Below are 17,157 nucleotides of genomic sequence, written 5' to 3' on the forward strand. Positions count from 1 at the left end.
TCGTTGACATCGCAGGTAGGGGCAACTACGCTCCCTACGCCCGCGTAATTACGGAGCTGTGATGGTCGAAGAGCAGGGATATCGCGTCCCCGAGGTCTGCCGGATCGCCGGGATCAGCTACCGGCAGCTGGACTACTGGGCGCGTACGGGTCTGGTCCGCCCGACCATCCGCGACGCGGGCGGGTCCGGGACGCAGCGTCTGTACTCGTTCCAGGACCTCCTCCAGCTCAAGGTGGTGAAGAACCTCCTCGACGCCGGGGTCGCCCTCCAGCAGATCCGCAAGGCCATCGAGTACCTCCGCGAGGCCAAGCAACCTCTCCACGGCGTCACCCTGATGTCCGACGGGCACCGTATATACACACCGGAGTCACCGGAAGCGGTGATCGACCTCCTGTCCAAGGGGCAGGGGGTGTTCGCGATCGCCGTGGACAAGGTCCAGACGGACCTGGAAGGGTCACTGGCACGAAGCAGAAAGCCGATCCGGCGGGTCGCTCGCGCGACGGAAGCGGGAGCGTAGCCGCGAAATCGAAGGCCGGCCGCGGGGCCGGCCTGAAGAGTGACACGGTCAGCTTCGCCCACGCCAGCGAGCGCCAGTTCGCCAAGCTGCTGGACTTCTACCGGATCGAGTGGGAGTACGAGCCGACCTCCTTCGACCTGGATTGGGACGCGGACGGCAACGTCATCCAGCGGTTCACCCCGGACTTCTACCTCCCGCAGTACGACCTGTACATCGAGATCACCACGCTGAACCAGAAGCTGGTGACGAAGAAGAACCGGAAGATCCGCCGCCTCCACGAGCTCTATCCCGAGGTGAGCTGCAAGATCTTCTACCAGCGGGACTACCTGTCGCTGGTGCGCAAGTACGGGCTGGAGGACCTGGCCGGCTGAAGGCCCGTCGGGCGGTGGGCCCCGCAGCAGTTGCTCCGCGGGGGAGGGCACGGTCCGGATTTCGGACGCCATCTCGTAGACTTCCGCCCGATGAGGTTCGCGCCGCACACCGACGGTGACATCCGGGAGATGCTCGAAGCCTGCGGGCTGGAATCGCTGGACGGCCTGTTCGACCAGATCCCGGCCTCGGTGCGCCTCGACGGCACGCTGGACATCCCCGACGGCGTCTCCGAGATGGAGATCCTGGCGGACCTGCGGAAGCTCGCCTCGCGGAACCTCCACGCCGACCAGCTGGTGTGCTTCGCGGGCGCGGGCGCCTACGACCACTATGTGCCCTCGGTGGTGTGGTCCCTGGCCGGGCGATCGGAGCTGTACACCTCCTACACGCCGTACCAGCCGGAGCTGTCGCAGGGCGTGCTCCAGGCCCTGTTCGAGTACCAGTCGATGATCTGCGAGCTCACGGCGCTCGAGGTGTCCAACGCCTCGTTGTACGACGGGCCCACGTCGCTGGTGGAGGCCGTGCACATGGCCCGGTCCGCCACCGGGCGGCCGCGCGTGCTGGTCTCGGGCGCCGTCGACCCCCGGTACGTCCGGGTCCTCGAGACCTACGGCAGGGGAGCGGGGTATTCGCCCGAGGTGTTCCCCGTGGAGAGCGGCCGGGGCGGGCGCCCGGAGCTCGGGGACGACGTCGCCGCGGTGGTCGTCCAGCACCCGAACCACTACGGCATCCTGGAGCCGGCCCGCGAGCTCTTCGCGGCGGCCCGCGAAGCCGGAGCCCGGGCCATCCAGGTCTTCGATCCGCTGTCGCTCGGGGTGCTGGCGCCGCCGGGCGAGCTGGGGGCCGACGTGGCCGTGGCCGAGGGCCAGGTACTGGGGAACAACTTGAACTACGGCGGGCCGTATCTCGGGGTGATCGCCGCGCGGATGCAGGACGTCCGCAGGATGCCCGGCCGGATCGTCGGCGAGACCGTCGACGTGGACGGCACCACCGGCTACGTCCTGACCCTCCAGGCCCGCGAGCAGCACATCCGCCGGGAGAAGGCGACGTCGAACATCTGCACGAACCAGACCCTCATGGCGGTGGCGGCCACGGTGTACCTGGCCTGGCTGGGGCCGGAGGGACTGCGGGAGCTGGGGCGGCTGTGCGCCTCGAAGGCGGCCTACGCGGCGGAGCGGCTCACCGAGATCGACGGCGTCGAGCTCCTCCACCCCGGGCAGCCCTTCTTCAAGGAGTTCGCGGTCCGGCTGCCACGACCGGCGGCCGGGGTCGTGGAGGCACTGGTGGAAGAGGGTTACCTGGCCGGCGTCCCGCTGGAGGACGCGGATGGCCATTCCCTGCTCGTCGCCGTCACCGAACGCCGGACCCGCGACGAGATCGACGGCCTGGCCGACGCCCTCCGGAAGGCGCTGACGTGACCGGCGCACCGGTGCGCCGCGACGGTCCGCCCGGGCAGGGGACCCTGGCCGACGCGTCCCGTCCGGGGCGGCGGGCCTGGAGCTTCCCGGACCTCGACGTCCCCGAAGCCCCCGTGGGGGAGGAGTTCGCCCGGGGCACGGCGGCCGGTCTTCCGGAGATCGCGGAGCGCGACCTGGTCCAGCACTTCACCCGCCTGTCCCAGATGAACTACGGCGTCGACACGGGGTTCTATCCGCTCGGCTCGTGCTCGATGAAGTACAACCCCAAGGTCGCCGAGACCGCCGCCGGCATCCCGGGGTTCCAGCGGCTGCATCCGCACCAGCCGGAGGACACGGTGCAGGGAGCCCTCGAGCTGCTGTGGCGCCTGGAGCGGGCCCTGTGCGAGCTCACCGGCATGGCCCGGGTCACGTTCCAGCCCCCGGCCGGCGCCTCCGGCGAGCTGACCGGCCTGCTCATCATGCGGGCGTTCCACACCAAGAACGGGAACCCGCGCCGGCGCATCGTCATCCCGGACTCGGCCCACGGCACCAACCCGGCCAGCGTGACCCAGGCCGGCTACCAGGTGGTGCAGGTTCCCTCCGACGCCCGGGGCCTGGTGGACCTGTCGGCCCTGGAGAAGCTGGTGGACGAGGACGTGGCCGGGTTCATGCTGACCAACCCGAACACGCTCGGCCTGTTCGAGGAGGAGATCCGGGGCATCGCCCGGGCCATGCACGAGGTGGGGGCGCTTCTCTACTACGACGGCGCGAACCTCAACGCCATCATGGGGCGAGTCCGGCCGGGGGACATGGGCTTCGACATCGTCCACATGAACACCCACAAGACCTTCGCCACGCCGCACGGTGGGGGTGGGCCGGGCGCCGGTCCGGTGGCGGTGACGTCGCGCCTCGCCCCGTTCCTGCCGGCGCCGACCGTGGAACGCCGGGACGGGGATGGCGGGCGCTTCTTCCTGGACCATGACCGCCCGGATTCGATCGGGCAGATCCACGGGTTCCACGGGAACTTCGGGGTCCTGGTGCGGGCGTACGCGTACGTCTTCCTCCACGGCGGCGACGGACTGAAGGCGGTGGCGGAGCGGGCGGTCCTGAACGCCAACTACCTGGCCCAGAAGGTCCGGGGTTCGTTCCCGCTGGCGTTCCCCGGGCGGCCCATGCACGAGTTCGTGTCCACGGCCAAGCCGCTTCGCAAGCACGGCGTCCGGGCCATGGACGTGGCCAAGCGGGTGATCGACCTGGGGTTCCACCCCTCGACCGTTTACTTCCCGCTGGTGGTGGAGGAGGCCATGATGGTCGAACCCACCGAGACGGAGTCGAAGGAGACCCTGGACGCCTTCGCCGAGGCGCTGCTCCAGGCGGCTCGGGAGGCCGAGTCCGACCCGGACGTCCTGCACGAGGCGCCGGTGACGACGCCGGTGCGCCGGCTCGACGAGGCCAGGGCCGCGAGGAACCTCAAGCTCCGCTGGTAGCGAGCCGCCCCCGGTGATCCGCGCGCTGCTGTTCGATTTCGACGGGCTGATCCTGGACACGGAGAGTCCGGCCTATCGCTCGTGGCAGGAAGTGTTCGGCGAGCACGGCCACGAGCTCCCGCTGGCGGACTGGGCGGCTGCCGTGGGCACCCTGGGCGGATTCGACGCAGTCGCTCACCTGGAGGAGCTGACCGGTCGGCCGGTGGACCGCGACGCGATCCGGGCTCGCCGGCTCAGCCGGAAGACCGAGCTGGTCGCCGCCGAGACGGTGCGGCCCGGGATCGTGGACTACCTGGACGGGGCACGCCGCCGGGGACTCGCGGTGGCCATCGTGTCGAGTGACAGTCGCGAGTGGATCGAGGGGAACCTGAGGAAGGTCGGGCTCGTCGACGGCTGGGCCGGGATCTTCTGTGCCGATGGCGACCGGGACAGGGCCAAGCCGGCGCCCTGGCTGTACCTGGAGGCGCTCGGCGCCCTCGGCCTGAACGCCTCGGAAGCGGTGGCGCTGGAGGACTCGCCGAACGGCGTCCGCGCGGCGAAACGGGCCGGACTGTTCTGCGTCGCGGTGCCGAACCCGGTGACCGAGGGCATGGACCTGGCACACGCCGACCTGCTGGTCCCGTCCCTGGCCGATCTTCCCTTGGACGATCTGCTCCGGCGGGCCGGCGGGGGAGGGGAAGGGGGAGTGGGGGACTGAGGAGGATCCCTCCCCCGGCGGGGGAGCAGCCACAAGGGGCCTGCCCGCCCGGGGAGAGCGCGGCACGAATCACACGGGTGTGATTTCCGTCGGTGGGCTCGGGTAGGATGCCGCCGTGCAGCTGAGAATCGACCCCTCGATTCGCGCCGATCACGGCGAGCTGCGTCAGTTCGTGGTGGCCGGGTTCGAGGGCGTGGACGCGACGGGCGTGGTGGTCCTGGTGGAACGGGCCCGCGGGCGCCAGGACTCCTTCACCGGACGGGCTTACGGGCAGCCCTTGCGGAGCATGCGGCGGTGGCCGGGCGTCCGGTTCGTGGTCCGCCTGCGGATCCCGGCGACCCTTCGGAACCGGGGCTACCCGATGACCCACCGGTACCGGGGCAGGAAGACGGCCCCCTGGATCACGGTCTCCACGTGGCGGGAGCGCCTGGTGGCCCTGGCCGCCCACGAGGCCTGCCACGTCCGCCAGTTCCGGGAGGGCACCCGCCGCTCCGAGGTCGAGGCGGAGCGATGGGCCCTGGCCGTCCTCCAGAGCTGGGTGGGCGGGTCCACCGTGGCCGGCGACGTCACGCCGTCAACCCCGAGGCAGCTGGAGCTGTTCGCCTTACCGGCGTGAAACGGGAGCGAGGTTCGCGGCGACTCGCACGGAAACCCGCAGGTAGACCCGCCAGGGGAGGGGCCGCGCCGCCCGTCCGCGCGGCGTCCCCACTCTCATTGGCTAGTTTCCATAATGTTCATTATGGGCGATTGAGTAGGCACAACGCGGAAGGACAGAAGTGCCGAGCCGGCGCTCTCAGGACGTCGTGGTGGGCGCGACGGGCGGCTCTTCCGGCTCGAGCGTTTCGGGTCGATCCGGCGGCTCCGTGTTCGGCCCGGGGGCCGGTTGCGATTCGACCGCATCCCGGGAGCGCATCTCAGCGGCGGTACCGGAGGGCATCGCGGATGGCATCGCCGAAGGGTCGGGGCCCGGAGCCGCGGCGGGCCTGCGCCGGCGCGAGGCCAGGCCGAGGCGGTCGCGCAGGCCCCACAGAGCCACCAGCCCGAGGGCCTCGAAGACGATACGGCGGGAGATCTTGGAGTGGCCGTGCTCGCGCTCCCGGAAGGTGATGGGGACCTCGCCGACGGCGAACCCGGCTAGCCATGCCCGGTACGCCAGCTCGATCTGGAAGCCGTAGCCCTCCGAGTGGATCCCCTCCTGCAGCAGGAAAGCCAGAAGGTCGCGCCGGTACACGCGGAAGCCGGACGTGGCGTCTGCCACGGGGAGGCCGAGCACGGCTCGCGTGTACAGATTCCCTCCCCGGGACAGGGCCCGCCGCAGGAGCCCCCAGTTCGCGACGGAGCCGCCCGGCACGTACCGGCTCCCGATCACCAGGTCGCGGCGCTCGGCGGCGGCCAGCAGCGCGGGGAGCTCCTCCGGCCGGTGCGACAGGTCGGCGTCCATCTCCACGACGAGGTCGCGCCTCTCCTCCACGGCCCGGCGGAACCCGGCCACGTAGGCCCCCGCCAGCCCTCCCTTGCGGGGTCGCTCCATCAAGTGGACCCGGGGCTCCCGTGTCGCGATGCGGCGCACGACCTCCCCCGTCCCGTCCGGTGAGCCGTCGTCCACCACCAGCATCTCGACGCGGTGGTCCGCCGCCAGCGTGAGGCCGATGACCGTCTCGATCGTCTCGCGCTCGTCGTACGTGGGCACGATGACCAGGATCCGCGCGGATGCCGGCAACGGCGCGATGGTCCGCGCGACCTTCCGGCGCCGCGGCCGCGCCACCATCATCAGCCCGGCCAGTCCGAGCGACGCCCACGGGAGGTAGTCCCCGAACCGCGTGTAGATGGTCCGGGCCGTGGAGGCCCGGATGGTGTGGCGCTCCAGCGCCAGCTCGAACAGCCCGGTCGGGTCGTGGACCCCGCCGTGCGGGTCGATGAACGCGCTGATCCCCGAGATCGCCGCGTGCACCACCCACCGGCCGTTCTCCACGGCCCGGAACCGACTCATCAACAGGTGCTGGCGGGACGCCGCCGACCGTTCGTAGGAGGCGTTGTTCGTGGACACCACCAGGAACTCCGCTCCTCGATCGACCAGCCGCCGATCGAGGGAGGGGAACGTGTTCTCGAAGCAGATCAGGTCGGCGAAGCGGAGCCCGTCGAACCTGAGCAGGTGGGCACGTCGGCCCGGCGTGAGGTCCCGGGGGATCTGCTGGAGCGCCGAGATCCAGTCCAGGTACTTCCGCCACGGCACGTACTCCCCGAACGGGACCAGGTGGACCTTCGTGTACTTCGCCGCGATGTGTCCCCGGCGGTCGTACAGCAGGGCCTGGTTGTACTGGCGGCCGTTCGGGGAGCCGGTGATGGCGCCGACGAGGGTCGGGGTGCCGGCAGCGCGCACCGCCCACGTCACGATCCGGCCGAACGTGGGATCGAGTTGCGGGTCGACGTCCACGGCATCCTCCGGCCACACCGCGAGGTCGGGCGGATCCGGAGCGAGCCGCCGCTCCAGGGCGGCGTGGTTCCGCGCGATGGAGAGGTCCTCCTGGAACGGGTCCGGCAGGGCCTGCTCGTGGTCGTTCCCCTGGACGATGGCCACGTCGAGCCGCCGGCCGTCCGGGGCCGGGATCCGGATCAGCCCCGGCAGCAGCACCACGGCGAAGGACACCGCCACCAGTCCCGCCGCGGCGGCCCGCCGCCTTCCCAGCCGTTCCATGGCCAGCAGCACCAGCGCGTTCACCAGCACCACCGCGAAGGAGATTCCCCACACCCCCGTCCAGGAGGCCAGAGGCAGCAGGAACCCGTTGTTGGCCTGGCTGTATCCCACCCCGCCCCAGGTGAACCCCCCGAGCGGCCACAGGCCCCGGAGGTATTCGATCCCCGTCCACAGGGCGGCCAGGCCCAGGGCGAAGCGGACGGGCCGGCGCCGTCGGGCCACCAGCGGCGCGAGCAGGCCGAACAGGCCCGGGTAGGCGGCCGAGGCCAGCGACAGCGCCCCCCACGCCAGCCAGCCGAACAGGCGGATCCAGTACAGGGTCGACGCGAAGAACACGAACCCGAACGCGAACCCAGCCAGGAGCCCGCGCCAGGGCGTCGAGCGCGAGAGCACCCACAGGAACGGGATCATCGCGACGAAGGCGAGGGGCCCCAGGTCCGCCGGAGGCAGGGTCAGCGACAGCAGGTACCCGGACAGGGCCGACAGGACGAGGGAGATCGGGAGCGGGAGGCGGGGCTCCTTCGCCTCCCCTGCCGGCTGGCTCAGGCTCAGGCGCAGTCGCGACAGAACATGCGGTCCCTGTCCGCGAGTTGCGCTCGGTGCTTCACCAGATGACAGTTCCTGCATACGAACTCTTTGTCCGAGGGCGGGACCACCTTGACCGCCAACGGCTCCAGGCGCTCCTCGCGCCCCAGAGCCAGGATGGAGTCGTCGTCCTCTTCCTCTTCGGCGGGCGTTCCCTCACGCTTGGCCAGCAGCTCCTCGAGGCTGGACTCGACCTCCCCCTCGTCCGGTTCCCGAGCGGCGGCGGCAGCGGGGGCGGGGGCCTCTTCTTCTGCTTCGTCCTCGAGCCCGTCGAGGTCGTCATCCTCGAGCGATTCGTCGACGTTCTCTTCGATCTCTTCCATCTGTTTCCTCGAATCCGGTGGCAAATGAGTCGGGGGATTGTACTCCCGGCGCTCGGGCGTCGTGCCCGAATCGCTGGTGTTCAAACCGTTCGGCGAGGAGGTTTGTTCCGGGGTGGAGGAAAGATGTCCTCGGCGCCCCCGGGACAGCTCGTCGTCGGGCGGGTTTGGGGTCAGTGACGGGTCCGGCGTGTCCGCGGAAAACACGCAGGAAAACAAAGGACCCAGAGACCTTTGGTGCCGCAGCGCCGGGGCGCTGCGTTCTCTACTCAGCCTCTGGGTCCTCGTACCTCCGGTCGCCCGGCGGCGTGCGTATGCTAGGGCTGCCGGGCGCAGGGTGTCAATCCCCTGTTGAGGGTCGGGTGCGGATGGGTCGAGCCTTGCCGGCCCCGGGCATCAAACCCTCGACGTTAGCTCAAGGGTTTCGCGGCGATCGTCCCGCTCCCCCACTCTCCGCCGCCTTTGGGTCCCAAGGGAGTTCGACCCACCGGCCGTCAGCGCGCGTAGACCTCGCGCCCCATCGAGACGGTGAGCACGGGCCGCAGGCCCCGCACCGAGGCCGCCGCCGTCGGGTCCTCCTCGTAGGCGGCGAAATCGGCATGGAACCCCGGCTCGAGGCGCCCCTTCTTGTCGTCGAGGTGCGCCAGGGCCGCGCTTCCCTGGGTGAACAGGCGAAGCGCCTCCTCCCGGCTCAGCCGTTCCAGGGGGTCGTGGTGGCTCTCCAGGGCGGCGATCCCCTCCATCGGATCGAGGGCCGTGACCGGCGAATCCGAGCCGGCACCGAGCACCAGGCCGCGGAGCATCAGGGTCCGGAACGGGTTCATCCCGGCGGCCCGTTCCTCCCCCAGACGCTGCTCGTACATCCCGCCGGCCTGCCCCCATGTGGCGTCGAATGCCGGTTGGACGGATATGGTCAGCCCCAGCGCGGCAGCCCGTTCGACGTGGTCAGGTGTCGGGAGCTCGAAGTGTTCGATCCGGTGGCGCCGGGCCCGGAAGTGCCGCCGCGACCTGGAGTCCAGCGTCGAGTAGACCCGCTCCCAGGAGGAAACTGACTGCTCGATGGCGGCGTCCCCGATGGCGTGGACGCCAACCTGGAGCCCGGCCAGGTGGGCATTGTGGAAGAACTCCACGAGCTCGTCGGTCTCGATGTACCCGACGCCCCGCCCTTCTCCGTTCACATAGGGCCGCGACAGGTACGCCGTTCGCGCGCCCAACGAGCCGTCCAGGGACAGGTCGCCGCCGATGCGAGGAAGCGCGAAATCCATGACGAACGGGATGTCCATGGAGGCCACGTACGGGATGGTGTCCACGGGGAGCCGGTCGCGGTGGGTCATCAGGACCTCGAAGTCGCGAGGGCCCCGCGAGTTCGGGATCGCCATCTCGTGGACGGACGTGATCCCGCGCGAGGCGGCCAGCGCGGCCGCCCGCAGCTGGTACTCCTGCACCTCCCGATCGGACAGGCTCTCGTGGAACCATCGCTGGAGCGCCCAGTTCGCCTCCTGGCGGACCACCCCGGTCGGCTCGCCGGCGTCGTCGGTCTCGACCCCCCGCATGCCGAGAACGCCCGACTGCCGCAGGGCCGCCGAGTTGGCCAGGCTGATGTGCCCGTCGGCCCGGACCACGATCAGCGGATCGTCGCTGGCCCGGTCGAGGTCGCCGATCGAGGGCAGGTGGGGACGATCCCAGGTCGTCTCGTCGAAGCCGTGGCAGAGTAGGGCCCCCTCGCGCCCGGTGGCGGCCTCTCGGGCCACCGTGGCCACGAGAGCCTCCGCCGAGCGAGCCTCGTCGAGTGCCGGCCCGCTCTGGTCGATGCCGGTCCCGGTGAGGTGGACGTGGGAGTCGATGAACCCAGGAAGGATGGTCGTCCCCGGGAGGTCCACGACTCGGTCCGCCGCGGGAGGTTCGCCGGTGCCCACCCGTTCCACGTGCCGCTCGTCCACGAGGAGCCACTCCCCCACCGCGGGGTGCGTGAGGGTCGCCACACGGGTCACGAGGTAGAGGGTTCGCATGGAGTCGCCGATTATAGGCAGCCGTTCTCGCGGCACGGCCCGAAAGCAGGGCGCGGCCCATCAGCCGGAGTGCGAGGAACACTGCGAGGCCCAGGTTCATCATCGTCCCAGCCCCCAGCCGGCGGTGGCCTTCCCGTCGGGCGACCGGCCGTGGTGGCGGAGGAACGTTCGGGCGGCCCGGCCGCCCGCCACCGCGACGGCCACGGCCACGGCTCGACGAACGAACGGGCTGGGCTCATCCGCCAGGCCGGCCGCCCGTTCCATGACCGCGCGAGGAGCTGTTCGCGCCACCGCCCGCCACGCCCAGGCCCGGATCAGCTCGTGCTGAACCGGGTCGTCTGCCAGCGACCCGATGAGAGCGCCCTCCGGCGCGCCCAACCGGAGGCGAGCCAGTCGTCGAAGTGCCCCCAGGATGCCCAGAGCCCGCTCGTTGCCGGCGTGCGGCGCCTCACGGCGGGCGGCGTCCGCCTCCGCATCGGAGGGGACGGGCTGGTCCAGGCCCCCGGGTGATCGCTCCAGGAGGAGGAGGTCCCGGTCGGGGGCCTCGTCTCCCCGGGCTCCCGTGGCGGTCGGGTGGCGAGCACGAGTCGGACCGGCGCATGAGCCCGCCACCGCGCCACCCATCGATGGGTCGTCGCGGTCCACGATCCGGCACTTCTCCTCGGCCAGCCGGAGGCCGAGGCCGGCCAGGCAAGCCCCGAGCCGCTCCAGGATCTCCTCCCCGGCCGAGCGCTCGCGCGCCGTGACGACCAGGTCGTCCACCCATCGCACGTGCCCCCAGCCCGCCGAGGCGATCTCACCGTCCAACCGGGCCAGCACCACGTTGGCCAGCACCGCCGAGGGCAGCGGCCCGATCGGTAGCCCCGGTCTCCCGGCCGATTCCCACCGGTGCAGCAGGCGGCCCACTGCCGCCACGGCCTCCCCGTCGCACCCGGCTCGGCGCAGCGCCTCCATCACGACCCCGGGACGCACGCTTGCGTAGAAGTCGCGGACGTCCGCCAGGACCACGGTTGCCGGCCACTGCGAACGCAACCGTTCCACGTGGCGGCGCCACCGGACCCGTGCCGTCCCGAACGGCTCCAGGCGCAGCCGGCCCCCAGCGGCCTGATCCACCGATGCCCGGTTCGCCCTCACCGCCGGATGCATGGACCGCTCGATCCGTGCGGCCAGGCGGGCTCCCAGGGCGCTGTACTCGGCCTCCTCCACCGGATCCAGGAGCGTCAGCCACCGCAGTCCGTGTCCGCTGGCCTTGGGAACGGGAAAGCTCGACGTCCCGAGCAGCGGGAACGGGACTCCCCGAACGAAGGCGCGCCGCGCGTCGGCGAGGCCGGCGACGTCCGGAAGCCCCGTCCGCCGCTGGCCACGCGCGAGCTCGCCCCACGCGATCGTGAGGGCACCGTGCCGGTCCGTGATCCCTCCTCCTTCGCAGACCCGGGAGAGGGTGGGCCGTGCGGCGCCTTTGTACCGTCCGCGCCGGGCTCACGGCAATGACGAGATCGGGTGGAATTTCCTCCGCCGCCCGGACGCACCCGCATCCCCGGAGGACCGACATCGAGACCGGACGGGGGACGGCACGGGTGGACCGAGCGGACCGAGCGGACCGAGCGGACCGAGCGGGCACCTATGATGGTGGCGTGCTCGACCACCGAGATCTCGAGATCCTGGCCGCCCTCCAGGAGGATGCCCGAGCCACGTACGCCGACGTGGCCCGCCGGGTGGGGCTGTCACCCTCCTCCGTCCACCAGCGCGTCCGGAAGCTCGAGGAGTCGGGCGTCATCCGCGGCTACCGGGCCATCGTGGACCCCGAGGCCGTCGGGCTGTACGTGACGGCGCTGGTCTCGGTGATGCCCCTCGACCCGAGGCAGCCGGACGACCTCCCCGTGCGCGTGGAAGAGCTGCCGGAGATCGAGGATTGCCTCAGCGTGGCCGGCGACGAGAACTACATCCTGAAGGTCCGGACCCGGACCACCGCCGACCTCGAGGACCTCCTGCGCCGGCTCCGGGAGAAGGCCGGCGTGCAGACCCGGACCACCGTGGTCCTGTCCATCCCCTTCGAGGGCCGCCCCATCCGCGCGTAGGTGGCAGGGCCGCCCCATCCGGGCGTAGGACCCGGGGCGGCGCGCCCGAGCGGCGCCCGCCCCTCTACCGGCGAGAGGCCAGGCGGGCGTGCTCGTTATGGCGGATGGCCGCCGCACCTCCGGCCGCAAGCACGGCCACGGCAAGAGCGCACCCCACGCCCGACGACAACGCCATCGCGTGGACGACCCCGAGCCGGGACGGGTCGCCCAGCCAGGCCAGCCCGATGCTTCCCACGGCGGAGGCGAGCTCGGTGGTCGCCGCCGCGACGCTGTAGGCGCGGCCCCGCAGGGCGTCCGGCAGGCTCTCGGCGAGCGTGGCCGACAGTGGGATGCCGACCCCCGCGTCGGCCAGCCCCGCCACCAGCGCGATGGGGAGCAGGGCCAGCAGGCCGGGGGTCCCCAGGATGGCGAGGAACGCGCCGAGCCCCAGGACGGAGGCCACGGCCCACGGCACCCGGCTGTGGCGCGGGTCCCGTGCCGCGATCACCAGGCTCGACACCACCGTTCCCAGTCCGGCGAAGGCCAGGACGATCCCGTACTCCCCTCCCGGCCGGCCCAGGTCGTCCCGTACGTACACGACGAGCAGCGCCACGATCCCGCCCCACCCCAGCGACAGGGCCGCGTTCAGCAGCGTGTATGCGCGCACCGCCGGCACCGCCACCAGCCCCCGGACGCCGTCACGGAGCTCACGGAGCGCGGAGGGCCGTTCGCTGGTGGGAGCGGGCCGCCCCCGAGGCCGGAGCCCCAGCAGGAACAGCGTCGCCACCACGAACGAGGCCGAGTCCACGAAGAAGGCCGCTCGGGCTCCCACCAGCAGGACCACCAGGCCGCCGAACGCCGGCCCCACCGTGTGCAGCAGCTGGTGGGTCGTCTCCACCACGGCCAGCGTGGGCACCAGGCGCTCCTCCGGCGCGATCAGGGGCAGCAGCGCCGACCGGGCCGAGCGGAACAGCGGGCCGAACGCCGCGCTGGCCAGCGCGATCACGTAGATCTGCCACAGCGTGGTGGTGAACGGCAGCACCGCCACCAGCCCCGCCCGCGCCAGGTTGCTCACCACCATCACCGCACGGCGGTCCAGCCGGTCGGCCAGTAGGCCCGCCAGAGGGCCGATGGTGAACCAGGGAACCGACCGGAGCCCCAGGGCCACGCCCACCGCTGCCGGGCTGCCGGTGAGCTTGTTCACGTAGACCGCCAGCGCGATGAACGTGACGAACGACCCCGCGTCGGAGACCCAGTCGGACATCCAGAACGCCCGCAGCTCGCGGTCGCGGAGCACGCCGAAGATCGACGTCACGTGGCGGAGGGGTCGGGCAGGCATGTGATCGATTATCCCCGGCCGGCTCGGGCCTGCCGGCGTGTGCCCGGGAGAGGTCAGGCTCCTCGCGCGATCCGGCGGCCGATGATCATGCGCTGGACCTGGTTCGTCCCCTCCACGATCTGGAGGGCCTTGGCCTCTCGCATGTACCGCTCCACCGGGTATTCCTGCATGTAGCCGTACCCGCCGTGCAGCTGCACCGCGTCGGTGGTGACCCGCATCGCGTTGTCCGAAGCCATGAGCTTGGCCATGGACGCTCCCACCGAGTACTCGCCGCCGGCGTCGCGGACCCGGGCCGCCTCCCGGTACAGCCGCCGCGAGGCCTCGATGCCCGTTGCCATGTCGGCCAGCATGAACTGGAGGGCCTGGTTCTCGATGACCGGCCGGCCGAACTGCTCCCGTTCCCGGGTGAACGCCACCGACGCCTCCAGCGCCGCCTGGGCCAGACCGACCGAGCAGGCCGCGATCCCCAGTCGCCCGCCGTCGAGCGCGGCCAGGGCCACCGTGAACCCGATGCCCTCCTCCCCCACCAGGTTCGCCGCGGGGATCCGGCACCCCTCGAAGAGCAGCTCCCGCATGGGCGAGGAATGCCAGCCCATCTTGTCCTCGACCCTGCCGAACTCGAATCCGTCCCACCCCTTCTCCGCGATGAACGCCGACACCCCCGCCGGGCCCTCTTCGCCCGTCCGGGCCATGACCAGGTACACCTCGGCCTCGCCGGCGTGGCTGATGAAGCGCTTCGACCCCCGCACCACGTAGGCGTCGCCGTCCCGGTCCGCCCGGGTCCGCAGGGACGCGGCGTCCGAGCCCGAGGAGGCCTCGGAGAGCGCGTACGCCCCCAGCCACTCCCCCGCGAACAGCCGGGGCAGGTAGCGCTCCTTCAGGGAATCCGAGCCGAACTGGTGGATCCCGAACGAGCACAGGTGATGCACGGAGAGCCCCACACCCAGGGCGAGGTACCCGCGGGCCACCTCCTCCAGGACCGCCAGGTACAGCAGATACGACTGGCCGCCGCCCCCGTAGCGCTCGCTGTACGGGATGCCCGCCAGGCCCATCTCGCCCAGCTCGGAGAACAGCTCTCGAGGGAACTGCTTCTTCTCCTCGTAGGAGGCCGCGGAGGGGGCGGCCCGGTCGTCGGCCCACCGCCGCACCGTCCCCACCAGCTCCCGTTCCTCCTCCGAGAGCCCGAAGTCCCTGTCCACGAGAGCAGCGTATCTCGTGCACGGCGGCCCGTGCTCCGCTCGGTATCCTGTCGCAGATGCGCCTGTACAACGCGCTCTCGCGCCAGGTGGAAGAGGTCAAGCCGGACGACGGACGGACCGTGAAGATCTACTCCTGCGGCCCCACCGTGTACCGCTACGCCCACATCGGCAACATGCGGACCTTCATGCTGGGCGACCTGATCCGCCGGGTCCTGCGGTTCGAGGGCAAGGACGTCGTCCAGGTCATGAACATCACCGACGTGGGCCACATGACCGACGACGTGTCCGCGGAGTCCCGCGATCGCATGGACATCGCCGTGGCCGACGAGGGCCTCTCGCCCCGGAAGATCGCCGACAAGTACACGGCAGCCTTCCTGGAGGACGTCGACGCGCTGAACATCGAGCGCGCGGACGTCTACCCGAAGGCCACGGACCACATCCCCGAGATGATCGAGCTCATCGGGCGGCTCATGGACAAGGGCCTGGCCTACGAGGTCGAGGACAACGTGTACTTCGACGTGCACGCCTTCCCGGCGTACGGGCGGCTGTCCGGCAACACGCTGGAAGCCCTGCGGGCGGGTCACCGCCAGGAGCTGGAGGTCGACCCGAACAAGCGCCACCCGGAGGACTTCGCCCTGTGGAAGCGGGCCGGTCCGGGCCGGTTGATGAAGTGGCCGAGCCCGTGGGGCGAGGGCTTCCCCGGCTGGCACATCGAGTGCTCGGCAATGTCCATGAAGTACCTGGGCGAGCGGTTCGACATCCACACCGGCGGCAACGACCTGAAGTTCCCCCACCACGAGGACGAGGTCGCCCAGTCCGACGGCGCCACCGGCCACCAGGTCGTGTCGATCTGGGTGTACGGCGGGTTCCTCCAGCAGTCCGGCCAGAAGATGGCGAAGTCGGCCAAGAACATCACCCGCGTGACCGAGCTGGCCGAGGCGGGAATCGACCCGCTGGCCTTCCGGCTGCTGTGCTTCGGAACCCGCTACCGCAGCGAGACGGATTTCTCGTGGGAGGCCCTGGAGGGCGCCAACCAGCGCCTCCGCCGGATCCGCCGGCTGATGGCGGACTGGAAAGGGGGCGAGCGCCCCGCGACGTCCTCTCCCCCGGCGGAGGAGCTGGACCGCCGGTTCGGGGACGCGGTGGCCGACGACCTCAACCTTCCCCAGGCGCTGGTCGTGCTGTACGAGGCGGTGGGGGCGAACCTGCCGGGAGGAGCGAAGTACGACCTCCTGGCCTCGTGGGACCGGGTGCTGGGCCTCGACCTCGAGCGCGTGGCGTCGGAGGACGTGGAGCTTCCGGCAGACGTCCAGGAGCTGGTCCGGGAGCGGGACGAGGCCAGGGCCTCCAGGGACTTCCAGCGCTCCGACGCCATCCGGGGCCGCCTGGTGGAGATGGGCTACGAGGTCATGGACACGCCCCAGGGCACCAAGGTCCGCCGCCTGGGCTGACGCCGCGGCGGCCTACGGCGAGGAGACCGCCGCCTCCAGCGTCCGCTCCATCACGCCTGAGCCCGCCCTTCGACCCATGGGCCCGAGCGCGGGAAGGGTGACCCCGGCGGCCCGGTACTCCTCGACCTTGGCCCGGACCGCGTCGGCGCTCCCGATACCCGCGTACTCGTCCACGAACCGTTCCTCCAGGGAGCCCAGCGCCCCCGCCATGTCGCCCGCCGCCATCTTCTCGTCGAACCCGGCCAGCGCATCCGGGTGCACGGCCCCGACCTCCTTGCGGTAAAAGGGCAGGTTCAGGTACGGGAAGGCCTGCGAGCGGAAGGCATCGCGGGCCGCGTCCAGGTCCTCGGTCACCGCCGCCGGGACCGCGGCCACCACCTCGAACTCCTCCGGCTTCCGTCCGTGCTCCGCGAGCGCCGCGTCGAGGATCGGCCGGATGGTCTCCCGGATGTGCCGGGGCGAGCACATCCACAGCACGATGCCGTCCGCCAGCTCCGCGGCGGCCCGGAGCATCTTGGGCCCCATGGCTGCCCACAGGATGGGGAGGTCCTTCCGGGCCCCGTAGCCGAGGAACCCGAACCGCGAGACGTAGTGGCGGCCCTCGAACGAACCGCCGTCCTTCTGGAAGATCTCCCGCAGGATCCTCGTGCACTCGCTGATGCGGCCCACGGGGTCGTCGAGGGTCAGCCCGTACCAGCCCTCGATGGTGATCTTGTGGCTGACCCCGATCCCCAGGCGGAGCCGCCCGCCGCTGATCTCGTCGAGCGTGGCCGCCTCCATGCCGAGCAGCGCCGGGTGGCGGAGCATGAACGGGACCACGCCCGTCCCCAGCCCGATCCGCTCCGTGGCGTGCCCGTAGTGGTTGAGGACCTGGAGGGGCTCACGCGAGGCGATCTGCGTGGTCCACACGCTGTCGTAGCCGAGGGACTCCGCCAAGCGGACCCGCTCCGTGGCTTCCTCCAGGGAGCGGCCCGCGTCGAGGAACGCGGCCAGGCGCACCATGACCTCGCATCCTAAGCCTCGAACGCCGAGAGG

The 17,157-nt window shown here is 71.4% G+C and carries 14 protein-coding genes; 7 read left to right on the forward strand and 7 right to left on the reverse strand.

Annotation, left to right across the window (positions count from 1 at the left end):
- Positions 1-61 precede the first annotated feature (61 nt).
- From M3Q23_05355 to M3Q23_05375, 5 genes are all read left to right on the forward strand, one after another.
- Complete coding sequence (locus M3Q23_05355) at positions 62-517, forward strand: MerR family transcriptional regulator (GenBank protein ID MDP9341529.1); 456 nt, start codon at positions 62-64, stop codon at positions 515-517.
- A gap of 461 nt (positions 518-978) precedes the next feature.
- The gene (gene gcvPA, locus M3Q23_05360) at positions 979-2,304 is read left to right on the forward strand and encodes an aminomethyl-transferring glycine dehydrogenase subunit GcvPA (GenBank protein ID MDP9341530.1); all 1,326 of its coding nucleotides are present in this window, start codon (positions 979-981) and stop codon (positions 2,302-2,304) included.
- The gene (gcvPB, locus tag M3Q23_05365; protein MDP9341531.1) at positions 2,301-3,770 is read left to right on the forward strand and encodes an aminomethyl-transferring glycine dehydrogenase subunit GcvPB; all 1,470 of its coding nucleotides are present in this window, start codon (positions 2,301-2,303) and stop codon (positions 3,768-3,770) included. The genes gcvPA and gcvPB overlap by 4 nt, the downstream gene beginning before the upstream one ends.
- 13 nt (positions 3,771-3,783) lie before the next feature.
- Positions 3,784-4,467 carry an HAD-IA family hydrolase gene (locus M3Q23_05370; protein ID MDP9341532.1) on the forward strand — a complete coding sequence of 228 codons (684 nt, stop codon included), beginning with the start codon at positions 3,784-3,786 and terminating at the stop codon, positions 4,465-4,467.
- A 115-nt stretch (positions 4,468-4,582) separates the two neighbouring features.
- Entirely contained in the window at positions 4,583-5,083 is a 501-nt protein-coding gene (locus tag M3Q23_05375) for a hypothetical protein (protein ID MDP9341533.1), read from the forward strand.
- Between the two features lie 177 nt (positions 5,084-5,260).
- Here M3Q23_05375 and lnt read toward each other — a convergent pair whose 3' ends face one another.
- From lnt to M3Q23_05395, 4 genes are all read right to left on the reverse strand, one after another.
- On the reverse strand, positions 5,261-7,789 hold the full coding sequence (gene lnt, locus M3Q23_05380) for an apolipoprotein N-acyltransferase (GenBank protein MDP9341534.1): 2,529 nt from the start codon (positions 7,787-7,789) through the stop codon (positions 5,261-5,263).
- The gene (locus tag M3Q23_05385; GenBank protein ID MDP9341535.1) at positions 7,711-8,070 is read right to left on the reverse strand and encodes a DUF4193 family protein; all 360 of its coding nucleotides are present in this window, start codon (positions 8,068-8,070) and stop codon (positions 7,711-7,713) included. Before M3Q23_05385 ends, lnt begins: the two co-directional genes overlap by 79 nt.
- Positions 8,071-8,561: 491 nt before the next feature.
- On the reverse strand, positions 8,562-10,076 hold the full coding sequence (locus tag M3Q23_05390; protein MDP9341536.1) for an amidohydrolase family protein: 1,515 nt from the start codon (positions 10,074-10,076) through the stop codon (positions 8,562-8,564).
- A 99-nt stretch (positions 10,077-10,175) separates the two neighbouring features.
- Positions 10,176-11,282: an RNA-directed DNA polymerase gene (locus M3Q23_05395; protein MDP9341537.1), complete on the reverse strand. Its 1,107-nt coding sequence runs from the start codon at positions 11,280-11,282 to the stop codon at positions 10,176-10,178.
- 428 nt (positions 11,283-11,710) lie between these two features.
- On the opposite strand from M3Q23_05395, the gene M3Q23_05400 reads away from it, so the two are divergent.
- On the forward strand, positions 11,711-12,154 hold the full coding sequence (locus tag M3Q23_05400; protein ID MDP9341538.1) for an Lrp/AsnC family transcriptional regulator: 444 nt from the start codon (positions 11,711-11,713) through the stop codon (positions 12,152-12,154).
- Between the two features lie 64 nt (positions 12,155-12,218).
- Here the strand turns inward: M3Q23_05400 and M3Q23_05405 are convergent, their stop codons facing one another.
- Positions 12,219-13,472, reverse strand: coding sequence for an MFS transporter (locus M3Q23_05405; GenBank protein ID MDP9341539.1), 1,254 nt, complete (start codon positions 13,470-13,472; stop codon positions 12,219-12,221).
- A 53-nt stretch (positions 13,473-13,525) separates the two neighbouring features.
- Positions 13,526-14,671 (reverse strand): acyl-CoA dehydrogenase family protein, encoded by a 1,146-nt coding sequence (locus M3Q23_05410; GenBank protein MDP9341540.1) that lies wholly within the window; start codon positions 14,669-14,671, stop codon positions 13,526-13,528.
- Between the two features lie 56 nt (positions 14,672-14,727).
- Between M3Q23_05410 and cysS the strand changes: the two genes are divergently transcribed.
- Positions 14,728-16,122, forward strand: coding sequence for a cysteine--tRNA ligase (cysS, locus tag M3Q23_05415; GenBank protein ID MDP9341541.1), 1,395 nt, complete (start codon positions 14,728-14,730; stop codon positions 16,120-16,122).
- Positions 16,123-16,134: 12 nt separating this feature from the next.
- Here the strand turns inward: cysS and M3Q23_05420 are convergent.
- The coding region (locus M3Q23_05420; GenBank protein ID MDP9341542.1) for an LLM class flavin-dependent oxidoreductase at positions 16,135-17,157 on the reverse strand (1,023 nt) is incomplete at its 5' end.

The sequence above is a fragment of the Actinomycetota bacterium genome (assembly GCA_030774015.1).
Lineage (GTDB): Bacteria > Actinomycetota > UBA4738 > UBA4738 > JACQTL01 > JALYLZ01.

Coding starts and splice junctions, on each gene's coding strand:
- M3Q23_05355 (MDP9341529.1), top strand. CDS start 62: ATGGTCGAAGAGCAGGGATATCGCGTCCCCGAGGTCTGCCGGATCGCC.
- gcvPA (MDP9341530.1), top strand. CDS start 979: ATGAGGTTCGCGCCGCACACCGACGGTGACATCCGGGAGATGCTCGAA.
- lnt (MDP9341534.1), bottom strand. CDS start 7,789: ATGCAGGAACTGTCATCTGGTGAAGCACCGAGCGCAACTCGCGGACAG.
- M3Q23_05385 (MDP9341535.1), bottom strand. CDS start 8,070: ATGGAAGAGATCGAAGAGAACGTCGACGAATCGCTCGAGGATGACGAC.
- M3Q23_05390 (MDP9341536.1), bottom strand. CDS start 10,076: ATGCGAACCCTCTACCTCGTGACCCGTGTGGCGACCCTCACGCACCCC.
- M3Q23_05405 (MDP9341539.1), bottom strand. CDS start 13,472: ATGCCTGCCCGACCCCTCCGCCACGTGACGTCGATCTTCGGCGTGCTC.
- cysS (MDP9341541.1), top strand. CDS start 14,728: ATGCGCCTGTACAACGCGCTCTCGCGCCAGGTGGAAGAGGTCAAGCCG.